Origin of the sequence: Vibrio sp. V33_P6A3T137 (genome assembly GCF_009904835.1) — a bacterium.
Classification (GTDB): Bacteria; Pseudomonadota; Gammaproteobacteria; order Enterobacterales; family Vibrionaceae; genus Vibrio; species Vibrio metschnikovii.
In genome coordinates, this window is record NZ_WXWK01000111.1 from 1 (window position 1) to 16144 (window position 16144).

Sequence of the window (16144 nt, forward strand, 5' to 3'; positions counted from 1 at the left end):
GATTAATATGTATTATTTCAAATAACAGCGGCTAATTATTGTCCGTTTTGACAGCACAATGGACTCTCTTCACGTAAAACAGGAATAATGATGTTATTTATCAAGGATTTTTATCATGCGCTTTTGCATGCATTAAAAAATTTATTGCCGATTGTTGCTGTCGTGCTTTTCTTTCAGCTCGTGATCTTACGTCAAGTTCCAGATGATGTGTGGACGATGACATTTGGTTTGTTGGTAGTGGCGGTTGGTGTTGCTCTATTTCTACAAGGGTTAGAGTTAAGTATCTTTCCTGTCGGAAAAAGCTTGGCTAACCAATTTGCACGGCGCGGCTCGATTCCTATTTTACTCAGTTTTGGTTTTGCGATGGGATTTTCTGCCGTGGTTGCTGAACCGGCACTGATTGCGGTAGCAGAACAGGCACAAACCATTAGTGAAGGACGTATTGATGGGCTTACTTTACGCTTATTGGTTGCAACGTCGGTTGGTTTCGTCATTGCGCTGGGTGTCTTTCGTACCATCATGGGATATCCCTTACATTGGTTTATGATTATTGGTTATTTGCTGGTTGTAACCATTACCTATTTTGCTCCAGAAGAAATCGTTGGGCTTGCTTATGATTCGGGGGGCGTTACCACCAATATTGTCACCGTTCCTTTGATTGCTGCGATGGGGATTGGTCTTGCCAGCTCTATTCGTGGGCGAAATCCACTGATTGATGGGTTTGGTTTAGTGGCGTTAGCGGTAATGGTTCCCATGATCAGTGTGCAGTTGTATGGCATTTATGTTTATTCGCAGCCAGAAGTACATGACGTTCTGACAATACTCGGTGACGAAACAACGAATCAACTGCCTATGTGGGTTACGCCACTGCTTGAACTTGCCAGCATGGTTAGGGATGTATTACCGATAATCATCACTATCTTATTCTTTCAGTACATTATTTTACGTCGACGATTAAGTAATCCTAAACAGATTATCTTTGGTTTTTCATTAGTTATCGTTGGACTGTATGCCTTTGTTGTCGGTTTAAAATTAGGTCTATTTCCGATTGGTAGCGCAATGGCGGAACAACTTATCGGCCGAGATCAATTATTCTACATTTATCTATTTGCTTTTATGATAGGTTTTGCTACTACCATGGCTGAACCTGCCTTGCTTGCCGTAGGACAACAAGCTGAAGAAGCGGCGGCAGGTAAAGTTAAAGGTAATACGATCAGAATATTGGTGGCGTTTGGGGTCGCGACCGGAATCGCGATTGGTGTACATCGCATCATTATTGGTGGTTCGATGCACTATTTTATTATGGCGGGTTATACCTTAGTGATTATTTTGACGATGTTGGCACCGAAGTACATCATCGCGTTAGCCTATGATCTTGGTGGGGTGACGACCTCCGAGGTTACGGTACCTTTAATCACGGCTCTCGGTATTGGTTTAGCGACTCATATCGAAGGTCGAAATGTCCTAATTGATGGCTTTGGTCTGATTGCCTTCGCCTCTATTTTTCCTATTGTTACAGTTATGCTCTACGCCATTTTCACACAATGGTATTTTCAATTTTCAAAGGTGAAATCATGAAGTTTTCCGTATTAGTTGCCATCGTCCCCGAAGAATTCGAGCAAGAAGCGATTGATACCGCTCGTGAGCAAGGCGCAGGTGGTATTACCGTATTAGCAGGTCGAGGCATCAGCAATGAGACCAGAAAAACGTTTTTTGGCTTAACCTACGATGGTAGTCAATCCGTTTTGCTCATGGTGCTCGAGAAGTCTCTCTCTTTACAAGTGCTGAAATCATTGCAAGTACTGTTACGTCCAAGTGAAGAAGATTCAAGAGGCATTGCTTTTACGATTGGATTAGAACATCTAGCAGGGATTGACCTCAATCAACTGGATAAATTTGAACAGCAGCTGTTCCAACAGCAGTTAAAAGACACTTTATAAGGATAAAACCCTATGTTAGTAAAAGACGTTATGATTCGTGACGTTGTCACTATATCGCCGTTTGCCAAGTTACGTGAAGCCATGATGTTGATGAAAAAACATCATTTAAAATCTCTGGTCGTTGAACAGCAAAATGCCAATGATGCGTTTGGTTTAATCACTTATACCGATATTGTCAAAACAGTGATTGCTGAAGGTGGTGATATTGATTTATTGAATGTCTATGACGTATGCGCTAAACCGGCGATCTCGGTTGGTGAAAATCTCGCGTTAAAACATGTTGCGGCGCTGATGACTCAACAACATATTAAACGTCTACTGGTTTTAAATGATAATCAACTGCTCGGGTTTGTTTCGATGGATGATATCATGGATGCCTTACTGGCCCGCATCGATTAATATTATCACGACGATCAGCGGCTTAGGTGGACACCTAGGCCGTAGCGTATCGTAGATTAGGCACCTTGTAATACTGCATAAAGCTGAATATATTTACGTACGAGCTGTTGGTTTTTAGAGCGCTTAAGAGGGTGGCCATACTTAATATAGCAGGGTGTCATGGTAAAAGTGGATTCTAACGTTTGTAGCAGTTGTGATTCACTTTCATAGAGAGTGATGCCTTGTGCATGATAGTCTGCCAGTTCATCGGGCAATCGTCCTGTCCACCAATGCAACAACTCACGACTTTTTTGGCTGCGACTTATCCAATGATCGGTGAGCAAGAGTAATAGGTCATTGGGTTGAATGGCATAAGCATATTCTTGTTTCCAAGCGCAAATATCGCGCAATAATTTTGCGCGGCACGTTTTCCCCGCACTCACCATATGTTGCGTTAATATCCACACCGTCCCTACATCACTGCTCACTCTAAAATGATAAGGAAGTTCATTGTTGGGCATAAAGTCTAACGGCATGTATTCACAGGTATGACCAAATTCAGTTAACGTGCGCGCTAGTCGCCGGGCAAAAGCTTGGCTGAGGTGATGTTGACTCATTCCTTGATTATGAATAGTAGGGTAGTGCTTTTCACATAGCTTTAGACAATCGGCTTGAAACTCATTGACACTTTGCGTCACTATATCCAACAGCAAGGCGATGTACTCCTTAGCAAAATGTATTTAAACGATCCCACTTTAATCGCTTCCTAAAATTCAAATCCCATTGCTCTCGAAAAAGTTAACCTTCACACATCCACCACCCAATAAATAATGGTGGATGGTCAATCAGTTGGCTTTGACTAAAAGAGCACCATCGCTAGTGACATGATGAATCAATCGCGATGAGCTTGGCAACTGAAAGCAGTGTAGAGTGTGCTATAGCATACATTTTTCTTTTCATTTTTCTGAGTCAAGCGAGAACATATCAAGGCAATATGTTTCATAATGTTACCACTTAAGTTGAAGTGCATATCTGTCAATTTAATTAACTATTTGAAATTAAACAATAATTAGTTTTTCGGTGTCAGTCACACCATGTGAAACATGGCATAGAAAAGTTTCTTCAAATAAATTGAACAACATCATCAATTGCCTTGTCTATCCAGAGCGGTACAAATGGTAAATACTCTGTTATCAAGATGTATCAACTCGGCACTTTTACAAAGAGAAATCCTATGAAGACCCAAGTGACACATTACAATCGACCGCTGCAAATTATTCATTGGCTATCCGCTATTATTGTTATTGGTATGTTTGCAGCGGGTCTATGGATGGTCGATTTATCCTACTACAGCCAGTGGTATCACACGGTCCCGTATTGGCACAAATCGATAGGTATATTACTGGCAGGGTTAACCTTATTTCGTTTTATTTGGAAGTTAGTGACGCCGTCACCCTCCGTGGAAGGTAAACCACTTGAGCGTATCGCTGCCAACATTGTTCATAAGCTTATCTATGTGAATTTAGCCGTGATCTTTATTTCTGGTTACTTAATTTCTACCGCCGATGGACGAGGCATTTCGGTGTTCGATTGGTTCACTGTACCTAGCCTTGGTAGTTTGTTTCCAAGACAGACGGATATCTCTGGTGATGTTCATTTTTATGCCGCTTGGTTTCTGATCATCATGGTCTCGATTCATGCACTCGCGGCATTGAAACATCACTTTATCGATAAAAACAATACCTTACGTAAAATGACAGGAGCAAAAAAATGAAAAAGAGCTTACTTGGATTAGCGTTCGCTTTGGCATTACCTTTTAGTGCTAACGCTGCTGACTATGTAATTGATACTCAAGGAGCTCATGCTTCTATCAACTTTAAAGTAAACCATTTAGGTTTTAGTTATATTAAAGGTCGTTTTAATACCTTTAATGGTGAGTTTTCTTATGATCCTGAGAATATTGCAGCTTCAAAAGTTACGGTAAATGTTGATACACGCAGTCTCGATTCTAATCACGCAGAGCGAGATCGCCACATCCGCAGCGCAGATTTTATCAATGCCTCGCAATTTTCTACCGCGACATTTACCAGCACTGATGTGGTGGATAAAGGCGATGGTAACTTAGCGATTACTGGTGATCTTACTTTGCATGGTCATACTAAACCAATTACTATCGATGCTCAGTTTATTGGTGCAGGTACGGATCCTTGGGGTGGGCAGCGTGCCGGATTCATGGGTACGACTCGTCTAGAATTAAAAGACTTCGCGATTAAAGTGGTTGGCCCATCAAGTTACGTTGACATGGAACTGCATGTTGAAGGCATCAAGAAATAATTGGTCGATGTCATTCTGTTCGATTGATTAAATAGAAAATTCCCTGAATTATCAGGGAATTTTTTTGCCTATCATTTATCGTGTGTATCGGCCGATAATGAGGACTCGCTGTTTAGGCTCTTGCTAACTCTTTTTCTGTTTTAACCGCCGTCACTCGTTCACCATAAATCGCACGTAGCTCGGCCAACACATGATTGCGATTCAGAACACCGACAAATTGCCCTTTGTCCAAAACTGGCAGCACATAGGGTTTACTGACTTTCATGCTTTTGGCTCGCTCTTCAACTGACAACGCATTAAATCGGGTGGCAATGCCCATACTGGTCGTTGGGAAAAGCTGCTCTTTATCGATACAGAAGAACTCCGCCACATCAACTAAACTATCACTCGCATTAATAGCAATGACATCACGAGTCATTAAATCAACAACTTTTTGTTCTGCATTCGGTAAATAATCTTGGCACCATAGTTCGACCATCACATCGTGAGCTGAGAACATGCCGATCAAACGACCTTGGCGATCGACGACAGGAGCGGCGGTAAGATAATTATCCAGTAGAGTATCGATAGCGAAGGGTACAGGTGTCTCTGCACTGAGAGTAATGGCTTTTTTATCCATCATATCTTGAACGATGATTGCGTTTTTCATAGTAGTTTCCTTAACCGACTGAAGAGGGGTAGTTTTTGTTATTGTGCTCACATGAGCGGCTTTTAAATGTGGGCGACGATAAATTGACCAATTTGCTAAACCAACCAGAACGGCACCGCCGACAATATTTCCTAAAGTGACAGGGATAAGATTGGCCGTAATAAAAGCAGAGATATTGAGGTCGGCGTACTGAGCGGGAGTGCTGCCGACCTGTATCCAGAAGCTTTCCGGAGCAAAGGTATGAATCACAATACCAAGAGGGATCATGAACATATTGGCAACACAGTGCTCAAAGCCACTGGAGACAAACATCGCTACTGGCAATATTGTCATCGCGGCTTTAGTCATCGCATTGGCTGAACTAAAAGTTAACCAGATGGCTAAACACACCAAAAGGTTACAAAGCACCCCTAAGGCGAAAGCTTGAACGGCCGTATGGTGCAGTTTATGTTGAGCGATATTTAGCGCATTAAGCCCCCATTGACCGTTATCTAATTGATACAAGCCCGCAGCAGCGACCAACAAAAGTAGGAACATCGCACCAATAAAATTGCCCACGTATACTTTGCCCCAGATAGCGAGCATTTTGCTAAAGCTTATCTGTTTATTGGCCCATGAAATGCTTGATAGCACTGAGCTGGTGAATAACTCACCACCACAAATGACAATCAGTATTAGCCCCATACTAAAAGCAAGGCCACCAGCGAGACGACTTAATCCCCAGCCAGCACTCTCACTCCCTGTGGTTACGGTAATGTAAAACAAAAAAGCCAAACCAATAAATGCACCGGCCATTACCGCTAGACTTAGCGTCAGTCCACTGGTTTTTTGTGCTTTACTTAAAGCAAACTTTTCCGCTTCAGCCATCATTTCATAGGGTGAAAAATAGTGTTGATTTTCAGCGTTGGCTGTCGACATACGCGCTCTCCAGACTCACATTCATAATTACCTCCTGACAAATTAAACAACGCCGTATGGGTTGTTACCAAACCAGACTAGGGCAGACGAGCAGGGCGGTAAAATGGATAATTCTTGGTTACCCTATCAATTTTATTGATATAGTTGGGTGAGCCAGTAAAATGAAACGAATTGCTCATTATGGGCAGGGTAATGATGGTTATAAAAAGGATGTAGAGTGCGATATTCATTAAAACAGTTGGCCGTTTTTGATGCGGTAGCAGATTCCGGTAGTGTCAGTGTCGCGGCAGATAAACTCGCCTTAACTCAGTCAGCCACCAGTATGTCGCTCGCACAGCTAGAAAAAATGTTAGGGCGTCCACTATTTGAACGTCAAGGCAAGCAGATGGCACTGACCCATTGGGGGATGTGGTTGCGTCCGAAAGCGAAACGCCTACTGCAAGATGCTCAACAAATTGAAATGGGCTTTTATGATCAGCATTTATTGAGTGGAGAGATTCGTCTTGGTGCGAGTCAAACTCCTGCGGAACATCTTGTCCCCGATCTTATCAGTATTATTGATAGTGATTTTCCAGAGATCCGCATTGAGCTGGGCGTCAGAAGTACCCAGAGCGTGATCGACGGTATTTTAGATTATCGCTATGATTTAGGGATCATCGAAGGTCGTTGTGATGATAGCCGAATTCTCCAAGAAGTTTGGTGTCGTGATCACTTATGTATTGTTACTTCCGCTCATCATCCGTTTGCGAAACGCGATGTGGTGAGTTTAGCCCAATTAGAACAAGCGAAATGGGTATTACGTGAACAGGGCTCAGGGACGCGTGGTATTTTTGAGAGTGCAGTGCATAAGCTTATCCCGGATTTGGATGTATGGCGTGAATATGAGCATGTTCCCGTGCTGCGTAGTTTGGTAGAAAATGGCCCCTATTTAACCTGTTTGCCTTATTTGGATGTCGAACGATTTATTCAAAATGGTCAGTTAGTGGCGCTGAATGTTCCCCAGCTGAGTATGGAGAGAACATTAACTTTTATTTGGCGAGCAGATATGGCTGAAAACCCGTTAGCGGAATGTATTCGGCGTGAAGGATTACGGATGATGAAGGGTAAGCCCTATGTTCTTTAGTTCCTAAATCTGTTGATTTACCGTTTGCGTCACAATTTTATGTATTAAACTTCAATTGTTACTTTAAATATGTGTTCCTGATCACTGGTTATTGTGTTTGTTCCCCTTTACTATGCCGCTCATTGATAAGGTTGTTTGCAAGCGAGTCACTGCGGAGAAGATCATGAATATACTATTCGCCATTTCACTGACAACAGGGATCTTATCGGGTCTTTGGGGATGGATTGCTGTCTCGTTAGGGCTTCTCTCTTGGGCTGGTTTTTTAGGTTGCACCAGTTTTTTTGCTACGCCCAATGAAGGGATCAGAGGATTACTGCAAAGTTTACTGTGTAACATCAGCGGGGTTTTCTGGGGGTTAGTGATTATCTACAGCTCTTCGTGGATGGGGGTTGATGTATTAGGTTATATCATTACTGCAATGGTTGCCTTTATGATGTGTATTCAAGCGAGTAAAAGTTGGCTTGCTTATATTCCCGGTACCTTTATTGGATCTTGCGCAACATTTGCCGCAGCAGAGCAATGGCCTTTGGTGATCCCTTCATTACTGCTTGGGGGAGTTTTTGGTTATTTAATGAAAACGAGTGGAGTGTGGCTTCATCAACGCGCACAAAATGCTTCTCAAACTAAACGCTTAAAATCCATCAATCGGGTCAGTTAAATCGTTTACTTGATAACGGATCCATTCTTCAAAATACGATGGTTGGATTGCATTGCTTATTTTTGTATCAATGACCTCATATCATCTTTTCTGATATCGACATTCATATTTCCCCTAAATGTGACTGTTTTGCTCCTTTGATACTAAGCACAGCCTAAAGTTAACTGGCTGTGCTTTTTCTTTGTTTATTGATCGAACGTTCGGTGCTCTCTAGCCATGACCGTTTGCCATCGTAATCACGCGTTTCAGTGTCCAGCGTAGTAGGACCGGGATAGATTCAAGACCATTTTTATCGCAGTGAGAAACAATCGCCAAAGCTAAGTCAGGTTTTGCGTGTTTTTTGAGTACGCGGCTAACCACTTTTTTAGCTGGAATAGGATGATCATGAGGGATCTTGACCATGTCTTTAAAAAAGTCTTCAAAGCCGTGAGAATAGAGAAAATGCTCGATATCACGATCAGGGAGTTCGGTTAATCGATGTCGAGGTTGATCATTGCCCAACTTGCCGATCACTGTTGCCGCGTATTTCTTACCTGCAGGATCGCCGTCAGTAACCACATGCCATTCAATAGAAAAAGCTTTAGCCACTTTGATCAACGACTTTAATCCTGATTGGGCAAACTCGATAATTTGTACGCCTTCTGCAGCTAAGTTATAACCACATTGTCTTGCTAATTCACTAAACAACCAAACTTCAGTTTCGCCTTCTACCAATAGCCAACAGCGAGCGAAAAGCGCACCAGAACGATGAAAACGAATATGAAAACCAATTCTTCTTAACTCATCTCGGCTAACGCCATGGATCGGCATGCTGGTGGCGATCGTTTTATCTGATTGTCGAACTAAACGACGGATCGAGTGCAGGGGGACTGAGCCGAGGAGATCGCCACTATTAGTAGTTAAGATCTTTTGCATCGGTAACAACTCTAAAAGACTCCAGGCTCTGGCTAAGTGAGTGGGGTGTAAACGCCCTTCCGGATCTTCAACGATTAAAATCGGTCGCGCATAACGGCGAAGATCATTGGGTCCTTTCGCTTGAAGATAAGCATTAAGTAGCCCGAGTAGTAACAAACGCGTTTGGCGATTTTTGGTTTCATCGACAATTTGCGTTAAGCTTTTATCGTTGCTTGGTGAAGCGTAGACTAAGCTTTCGCGTTCACGACGTGGGTTTTTACGTTTTTGATCTTTGAAAGAAAAATAATGCTCGACTAAGGCTTGCATAGCGCTCAGGCTACTGCGCATTTCACCTTTATTGACATGGCCGGGAATCGCCATTAAGCGGCGACATGTATTATTAATGCGTTTCTCAACGCGAGTGTTTTTACCGTTACCTTCGACAAAGGGGCGTTCAAATTGTCGAGAATCTCGCAGTCGGATCACCGGATGTAAATTCATCAGAGTTTGAGCGATTTGTGCGCTGTCATGAACTAAAATAGGATTACCGTCTAAATCTAAGAAAGCATAATCGGTTGAGATATCGTACTGTACCCGTGTTCCGCTGACACGATAAATGATTCGTTGATTGCCCTGTTCGTCTTGTCGCCACACCGGTTTCAGCTTGCGATAGCGTCCTGCGCGGTGTTCGCGAGGTTCAGTAGTGACAAAACTCAAAATGATTTGAATATCTTGGGTTTGGGGGTGAGAGACAGAATAGTCGACGTGGAAATCTTGCAATTCGAACTGGTAAGGCCGACCATCGGCAGGTAGCATGATCGAGAGCGCATCCAATAATGAGGATTTACCCCACGTATTCTCACCAATGAGGGTGGTTAACTCATCAAAAGCGAGCGATAAACGGCGAATGCCACGAAATCCTGATATTTCAATACGTTCTAGATGCATTGGCAAGGTCCTTTTTCTCAACGCGTGCCTGCTTACGCTGAGCTTTTCTTTTAGCATAAAGGAAAAAGTCTGAAAAAGCAGACCGTTAAGGCTTGAAACTTGTCCTCATCTCACAAATTCATCCCTTTTATCTCGTATTACGTAATAAACGATAGGACAGTCGAACACTTTTTTTGCAAACCTATTTCATAAAAGTCACGATTCTGTCATGATTTTTCCGCTAGGATGAGCGCGAAAGAGAGAGAGAAAGTTATGAAAAAAATAAAAAATATTACATCAATCACTCTGGCTCATATCAATGATACCCATTCTTATTTTGAGCCAACATCATTACAACTGACCTTAAATATTGACGGGCAAACGATGACGCCTTTTGTCAGTGCCGGCGGTTTTGCACGTATCGCCACTCGTGTTGAGCAGTTAAGAGCCGATGCGAAGCGGATGCAGCGAGAGTTTATCTTGGTTCACGCTGGCGATTGTTTCCAAGGCACGCTCTATTTTTCGTTATTCAAAGGATTAGCGAACGCAGAAATGCTCAATTCACTGGGCCTTGATGCTATGACTTTAGGGAATCACGAGCTGGATATGGGTAATGATCCGGTGGCGCAATTTGCTGAGCGTATCCAGTTTCCTTTACTTGCCGGTAACTGGGATTTATCGCAAGAGCATGAAGATAAACCTCATCGTTTAGCGATGAATCCGCGCGTACATGCCTTTGATGTAGATAAACAGTGCGCTAGGTGGATTGTTAAATCTGCGCAGGGAAGTGATATCGCTCTCTTCGGTTTATCTTTGGATAAAATGGATGAGATAGCCAACCCAGATGCTGATACACCATTTATCAACGCGTTAGAAACAGCTAAGAATACTATTCAACAGATCCACAATGCTGGGATTAATAAAATTATTCTCGTCAGCCACTTAGGCTATGAAGCTGACAAAGAGTTAGCGGCTAAGGTCGATGGGATAAGTTTAATCGTCGGTGGTCATACTCACGTATTGCAAGGTGATTTTAGCTCACTTGGGTTAAGTAGTGAGGAATCCTATGGACAAAAAATTAACCAAACTTACGTTGTTCAAGCTGGGCTGTATGCATTGGCGTTAGGCCACTGCCAGATAGACTTTGATGAACAAGGTAACGTAGTGAATTTCTCAGGGCGTAACGAATTACTGCTTGGTCGACGATTATTTCTTGATGCGAGCATGAGTGAAGCAGGCAGTGATTCTGCTTATCTCGATGCCTGTGATTTTGTAAATAACCACCCTAATGTCGTGGTGTGTAAAAAAGATCCGCAAGTGCATGCTATTTTGCGCAATAAATACATTCCTCGTGTGCGAGAGTTGCAGCAACAAATCATTGGTCATGCTACTCAAGCACTACGTCATGTGCGTATTCCCGATCAAGAAGGCCCCAGTGAATTGGCTCCTTTAGTGGCGAGATCCTTTATGCATGTGATGCGTAAACGTGGCTACCCGGTTCAGTTTGCGATTCATAATGCGGGCGGTGTGAGGACCTCCTTATCTGCCGGTGCTGTTTCTGTTGCCGATATTGCCGGAAAATTACTTCCGTTTGCCGTGCCGATTGGCGTTTATCGTTTAAAAGGTAAAAGCCTGGCTAAAGCCCTTGAAGGGGCAATTAATAACGCTTTAAATAATGGTGTCGAGGGCACGGGAGCGGGAAGTTATCCTTATACTCACCATCTTTCCTTTGAGTATCTGCCCGAACGACCGCTCGGAGAACGGATCGCCAATTTACAGATCTGGCAAAAGGGACAGTGGCATCCCGTACAAGCGGAACAGGAATATTGGGGAACGTCTTCGGCTTATACCATGAAAGGGAAAGAAGGCTATCAAGGACTGACAGAAATGAAAGGAGAAGGAAAAATCACTACGATTTCGATGGCCGATGCCTTTATTGAGTTTTTAACCGATAACCCCTCGATACTCAGTAATGACGCTGAACGACAAGAAACGGGACAATACACACGTTAATATGGCGTGTTCTTTGCAAAGCATTATGCGCTGTGACTCAAACAGGGGAGAAGCCAATGTGGAGCAAAGACTGGTTAGATGCTTTAGTGGTCGTCGTTTGGATTAGTTTATGGGCAGGTTTAGTGTATGCTTTGCCCTTCGCAGGAATTTAATTGCTATCAACTCTAGACGAAAGTAGCGACTCAGCATAAAATGGCGACGTTTGGGGAGTAGTCGCCATTTGTTTATTTGTCGTCATCACGTTAAGCATCGCTTATCCGGCAAATATAAATAGTTTGTTTATCACTTCTATTTCGACGAGACCAACGCATTCCATACTGCTTATTTAGGCAGTGAACTAACTGGTATGCGGAAGGTGTCGTTTTCCTATCGAGAATCCGTTTTCCTTCCGCCTGTGGAGGAAGCATGACCCCGATCATCTACATTTCGTTTGCGTTATTAACGTTTGCTCTGGTTGCTATGGATATTTGGCAAACTCGTGGTAACCGAATAACCCTGCAACGCGCGCTAAGCTGGAGCGTGGTCTGGATTTTACTCGCGTTTTTGTTTGCGGCAGTCCTTTATCTATTTTGGGATGATTATGCTGTTCATAGCCCTTATAGCGCCTCGCAAGCAACATTAGCTTTTCTAACCGGTTATCTACTCGAGAAATCGCTTAGTATTGATAATTTGTTTGTCTTTGCGATTATTTTTCATCAATACGCTGTGCCGGAGTCGCTTCGTCCAAGAGCGCTTTTGTTCGGAGTGATTGGCGCGCTTGTGTTGCGTGCGGTGATGATTATCGTTGGTGCTCAATTACTCGAACAATATCATGGCTTATTGTATGTGTTTGCCCTGTTCTTAATGTGGACGGGTGTGCAGTTATTACGAGAAAAGCCAGCGAGTCACGCTAATCCATTAGCAGAAAGAATCATCCGACGTTGCTGTCGAGTGACGAATCAATACCAAGGACATGCACTTTGGGTACGTGTTGGCAAACGCTGGTGGGTTACTCCGATGTTGATCGTTGTTGGTGTGATCGCCTGTATGGACGTGATGTTTGCACTGGATTCTATTCCAGCCATCTTTGCGGTGACCAGAGAGCCTTTTCTCGTGCTTGCTGCTAACGTTTTCGCTTTGCTTGGCTTGCGTTCATTATTTTTTGTTTTACAAGGCTTGCTGGATAAGTTTATCTATTTAAAACCGGCGTTAGCTTTCATTATGATGTTTATTGGCGTAAAAATGTTACTGGTTGGATCCCGCTGGGAAATCCCGACTTGGATATCATTGTCGGTGCTATTAACCACCATGCTATTTGCGATCATCGCATCACTTGTTAAAGGGCAGGCTCGATCTCAAGCTTCTGTTATTAAGTTAGAAAATAGTGACTTTACGCGAGAGTAAAATATTTGTTAATGAAAAGCCTGAAAAATCGTAGAGCGATTGTCCTTATGCATTTGATGGTTAAATAGTAGCTTTAAATGCGTTTGTTTTGAATATATATTCCGCAGTTGTTATGGAGTTGTTTCATTAGTTTTTTTAATTCGAAATGACAAATTTTGTCACTTCTTTTGTAGCAATAGCTTGCTTAAAATGCGCGCAAATAAGTTACCGAATTAAGAGAGGCTCACATGGCACAAGCAATGCGTTTAGGTACTTTAACAGCACCCACCTCTATGGATAAAAAAACCTATGCGGTTAACTTCAAAGGATTGATAACTCATTTGGTGGATATTCTTTTTGTGGAAACGAAACAAACAACGTATTACCACACTGCAGAATTATCTAGCCATATTCAACGTGATATTGGATTAACACGTTAAGCAAAAAGATAAGTTGTTAAAAGACAAAAGCCGACGAAAACGTCGGCTTTTTGCTATATACATTTAGCGCTTAGCAAAGATAAGCACAAAGTTGCTTATTTCTTGCGGCAATACTCAGCGATAATGTACATAGTTTGACCATTAACTTTACCCTGAATGTGCTTTGGATCATCGGTTAAGTTAATACCACGTACCGCCGTTCCTTGTTTGATGACCATGCTTGAGCCTTTCACTGGAAGATCTTTGATCACCGTGATGTCATCGCCTTTTTTGAGTTCAACACCATTAACGTCACGGGGTTTATCTTCATCATCGTTCATACCAATTTCGGCCCATTTTTGAAGGGCTTCGTCCATATACATCATATCCAGCAAATCTTGCGCCCAGCTTTCTGTTGCTGATAAGCGCTTGAGTTGACGCCATGCCATTACCTGAACGGGCGCCACTTGGCTCCACATACTGTCATTTAGACAGCGCCAGTGATTCGCGTCCATCGTTTCAGGTTGTTCGATTTGTGAGCTGCAGGTGGCGCAAAGCATGATAGCGTGATCGACGGTGATCTGTGTATGCGGGGCAACCACATAAGGAGACAGCGAGCTCTGTGCTGCGCACAGTTCACATTTTGAGTCACAGCGTTCGAGTAAAGTTGCTTCAGTAGACATTGATTCCCACCTCTATAAGATTAAGTTCGCGGGTATTATCCACTTTATGCCTACGATTGGAAGGGTTAAACCCCGAGAATATTCTGCAACTCTCGGGGTAGTGAAGACAATTAAAGTCGTTTTGAACGGGATGTTAGTTTATGGTCCACAATTGGGCGCTTGTCGCGTGGTATCTGGCAATGTTGAGATCTTCGCAGCCAGATCATTAATGCGTGTGCTGTGGGAAGGATGGGTCGATAGTAGCTCAGGTGGTTGCTGTCCCATCGAAGCTCTTGCCATATTTCGCCATAGTTCGATACTTTGTGTCGGATCAAACCCAGCTTGGGCCATTAAGGTTAATCCTAAGCGATCCGCTTCTGATTCTTGGCGGCGGCCATAAGGCATAATCACGCCATATTGAACACCGACACCTAAAGCCGCCATCGTCAAATCACGATATTGTGCATATTCTGAAGCTCCTAAAGCAACATCGGTGACTTGTAATCCGACATTGGCCAGTTGGGCTTGAGAGAGGCGTTCATTACTATGATTGGCAAGTACATGAGCAATTTCATGACTAATCACCGTTGCCAGTTGATCTTGATTGACGGCAACGCTTAGTAATCCGGTATAAACTCCGATTTTGCCGCCAGGTAGGGCAAAAGCATTCACTTGTGGACTATCAAACAGGACAACTTCCCATTGCTCGACGCTAGGCTGTGCTGGGACGTACTGAAGAAGGGCATCGGTGACGCATTGTACGTAGCGAGTCAAGGCCGCATCTTGACTGATCGGCAACTCACTTTTCATTTGACTAAAAGATTGCACGCCGAGCGTGCTCATTTGGGTATTCGAGAACAGCAATAGCTGGTTGCGCCCAGTTGGCGAAGCGCTGCAAGCGGTTAAACCCATCAACGTTATCATTAAGCTTAAGATTTTTATTCTTAAACGCATAATACATCCTTAATCATAATCATCCCTATAATGACTCGGTAGGATAGATAGCCAAGTGGTTGTACAATATACCCAAATATACCTAAGTTTGTTGGAGATGCAATATTGCTGGATGCGCGTTGTTGACGGCTATTGATGTATTTTATTAAGGGTGAACATGGACATTTGGAAAAAGCCAATCAGTTTAGAGCGATTAAATGCCACGTCAAAAAATACCATGATGGAGCATTTGAATATTATTTATACCGAGATCACGGAAAACACTATCTCGGCAACCATGCCAGTCTGTTCGTATACACATCAACCATTGGGAATGTTGCATGGTGGAGCATCGGTGGTTTTAGCTGAAACCTTAGGCTCCATTGCCGGTAATTTTGCCGTCGATGAGACTCGCTATTGTGTAGGATTAGACATTAATGCTAATCACTTGCGGGCTATGCGACAAGGTCAGGTAATTGGTACGGCGAAACCTATCCATATTGGGATTTCCACTCAAGTTTGGCAGATAGATATTACCGATGAACAAGGCCGCTTGGTCTGTGTCAGCCGTTTAACGTTGGCGGTCAAACAGCAGCGTAATAAAGTAAGCCAAGATAGCGAGGCAAGCGAATGATGATGGAATTTTCCGGTGGGAAAATTATTGCCACAGCACATGAAGTGGTGGTGCGTTTACTGGGTGAACATTCAATTAGCCTACAATCATCAAGTGACAATGTCACTTTACTTGGCAGAGGCGCGAATGTATTGTTAGCCAACAGTGGTGGTGTAAAATGGTCGGTTAAGCTCGATAACAGTGAGCAATTATCTGAGCTTGCTCAATCTTTAGGTTGCGATATCTCCTAAACTGGTGGCCTGCTCTTGCACTGAAGGACCTAAATAGAGGAAACTGTAGTAAGTTTTTAAGATATAGAGT

General features: G+C 43.1%; 17 protein-coding genes and 1 pseudogene. 13 read left to right on the forward strand and 5 right to left on the reverse strand.

Annotated features, from left to right (window positions below; all coding sequences use genetic code 11):
• Positions 1-90: 90 nt before the first annotated feature.
• The 4 genes and pseudogenes from CAG60_RS16655 to CAG60_RS10435 form a co-directional block, all read left to right on the forward strand.
• Positions 91-771, forward strand: a pseudogene (locus CAG60_RS16655) (DUF1538 domain-containing protein); the annotation flags it as partial.
• Positions 772-852: 81 nt separating this feature from the next.
• Positions 853-1578 carry a DUF1538 domain-containing protein gene (locus CAG60_RS16660; protein ID WP_224215239.1) on the forward strand — a complete coding sequence of 242 codons (726 nt, stop codon included), beginning with the start codon at positions 853-855 and terminating at the stop codon, positions 1576-1578.
• On the forward strand, positions 1575-1940 hold the full coding sequence (locus CAG60_RS10430) for a transcriptional regulator (RefSeq protein WP_154171072.1): 366 nt from the start codon (positions 1575-1577) through the stop codon (positions 1938-1940). The genes CAG60_RS16660 and CAG60_RS10430 overlap by 4 nt, the downstream gene beginning before the upstream one ends.
• Before the next feature lie 12 nt (positions 1941-1952).
• Positions 1953-2339, forward strand: coding sequence for a CBS domain-containing protein (locus CAG60_RS10435; RefSeq protein WP_161426583.1), 387 nt, complete (start codon positions 1953-1955; stop codon positions 2337-2339).
• Positions 2340-2395: 56 nt separating this feature from the next.
• Here the strand turns inward: CAG60_RS10435 and CAG60_RS10440 are convergent, their stop codons facing one another.
• Complete coding sequence (locus CAG60_RS10440) at positions 2396-3031, reverse strand: hypothetical protein (RefSeq protein WP_154171071.1); 636 nt, start codon at positions 3029-3031, stop codon at positions 2396-2398.
• Between the two features lie 521 nt (positions 3032-3552).
• Between CAG60_RS10440 and CAG60_RS10445 the strand changes: the two genes are divergently transcribed.
• Together CAG60_RS10445 and CAG60_RS10450 are read left to right on the forward strand one after the other, a co-directional pair.
• Positions 3553-4092, forward strand: coding sequence for a cytochrome b (locus CAG60_RS10445; protein WP_161438884.1), 540 nt, complete (start codon positions 3553-3555; stop codon positions 4090-4092).
• A complete protein-coding gene (locus tag CAG60_RS10450) occupies positions 4089-4652 on the forward strand; it encodes a YceI family protein (RefSeq protein ID WP_161438885.1) in 564 nt (187 codons plus the stop codon). Before CAG60_RS10445 ends, CAG60_RS10450 begins: the two co-directional genes overlap by 4 nt.
• A gap of 112 nt (positions 4653-4764) precedes the next feature.
• Here the strand turns inward: CAG60_RS10450 and focA are convergent, their stop codons facing one another.
• Positions 4765-6219: a formate transporter FocA gene (gene focA, locus CAG60_RS10455; protein WP_161438886.1), complete on the reverse strand. Its 1455-nt coding sequence runs from the start codon at positions 6217-6219 to the stop codon at positions 4765-4767.
• Positions 6220-6436: 217 nt separating this feature from the next.
• Between focA and CAG60_RS10460 the strand changes: the two genes are divergently transcribed.
• Both CAG60_RS10460 and CAG60_RS10465 read left to right on the forward strand, forming a co-directional pair.
• Positions 6437-7342 (forward strand): LysR substrate-binding domain-containing protein, encoded by a 906-nt coding sequence (locus tag CAG60_RS10460; protein ID WP_004396351.1) that lies wholly within the window; start codon positions 6437-6439, stop codon positions 7340-7342.
• A gap of 163 nt (positions 7343-7505) precedes the next feature.
• Positions 7506-8000 (forward strand): DUF1097 domain-containing protein, encoded by a 495-nt coding sequence (locus CAG60_RS10465; protein WP_161438887.1) that lies wholly within the window; start codon positions 7506-7508, stop codon positions 7998-8000.
• Between the two features lie 210 nt (positions 8001-8210).
• Here CAG60_RS10465 and CAG60_RS10470 read toward each other — a convergent pair whose 3' ends face one another.
• The gene (locus tag CAG60_RS10470; RefSeq protein WP_161438888.1) at positions 8211-9842 is read right to left on the reverse strand and encodes an ATP-dependent endonuclease; all 1632 of its coding nucleotides are present in this window, start codon (positions 9840-9842) and stop codon (positions 8211-8213) included.
• A 252-nt stretch (positions 9843-10094) separates the two neighbouring features.
• Here CAG60_RS10470 and CAG60_RS10475 point away from each other — a divergent pair, with 252 nt between their 5' ends.
• From CAG60_RS10475 to CAG60_RS10485, 3 genes are all read left to right on the forward strand, one after another.
• Positions 10095-11834, forward strand: a complete 1740-nt coding sequence (locus CAG60_RS10475; RefSeq protein WP_161426680.1) for a bifunctional metallophosphatase/5'-nucleotidase — start codon at positions 10095-10097, stop codon at positions 11832-11834.
• 405 nt (positions 11835-12239) lie between these two features.
• A complete protein-coding gene (locus CAG60_RS10480) occupies positions 12240-13217 on the forward strand; it encodes a TerC/Alx family metal homeostasis membrane protein (protein ID WP_154171069.1) in 978 nt (325 codons plus the stop codon).
• Positions 13218-13444: 227 nt separating this feature from the next.
• Positions 13445-13636 (forward strand): hypothetical protein, encoded by a 192-nt coding sequence (locus CAG60_RS10485; protein ID WP_161438889.1) that lies wholly within the window; start codon positions 13445-13447, stop codon positions 13634-13636.
• 95 nt (positions 13637-13731) lie between these two features.
• Here the strand turns inward: CAG60_RS10485 and CAG60_RS10490 are convergent, their stop codons facing one another.
• Positions 13732-14298 (reverse strand): PhnA domain-containing protein, encoded by a 567-nt coding sequence (locus CAG60_RS10490; RefSeq protein WP_161438891.1) that lies wholly within the window; start codon positions 14296-14298, stop codon positions 13732-13734.
• Between the two features lie 138 nt (positions 14299-14436).
• The gene (locus tag CAG60_RS10495; protein ID WP_161438892.1) at positions 14437-15231 is read right to left on the reverse strand and encodes a M48 family metallopeptidase; all 795 of its coding nucleotides are present in this window, start codon (positions 15229-15231) and stop codon (positions 14437-14439) included.
• Between the two features lie 157 nt (positions 15232-15388).
• On the opposite strand from CAG60_RS10495, the gene CAG60_RS10500 reads away from it, so the two are divergent.
• A complete protein-coding gene (locus tag CAG60_RS10500; protein ID WP_161438893.1) occupies positions 15389-15844 on the forward strand; it encodes a hotdog fold thioesterase in 456 nt (151 codons plus the stop codon).
• Entirely contained in the window at positions 15841-16074 is a 234-nt protein-coding gene (locus CAG60_RS10505) for a DUF3389 domain-containing protein (protein WP_154171065.1), read from the forward strand. Before CAG60_RS10500 ends, CAG60_RS10505 begins: the two co-directional genes overlap by 4 nt.
• The last annotated feature ends 70 nt before the right edge of the window (positions 16075-16144 follow it).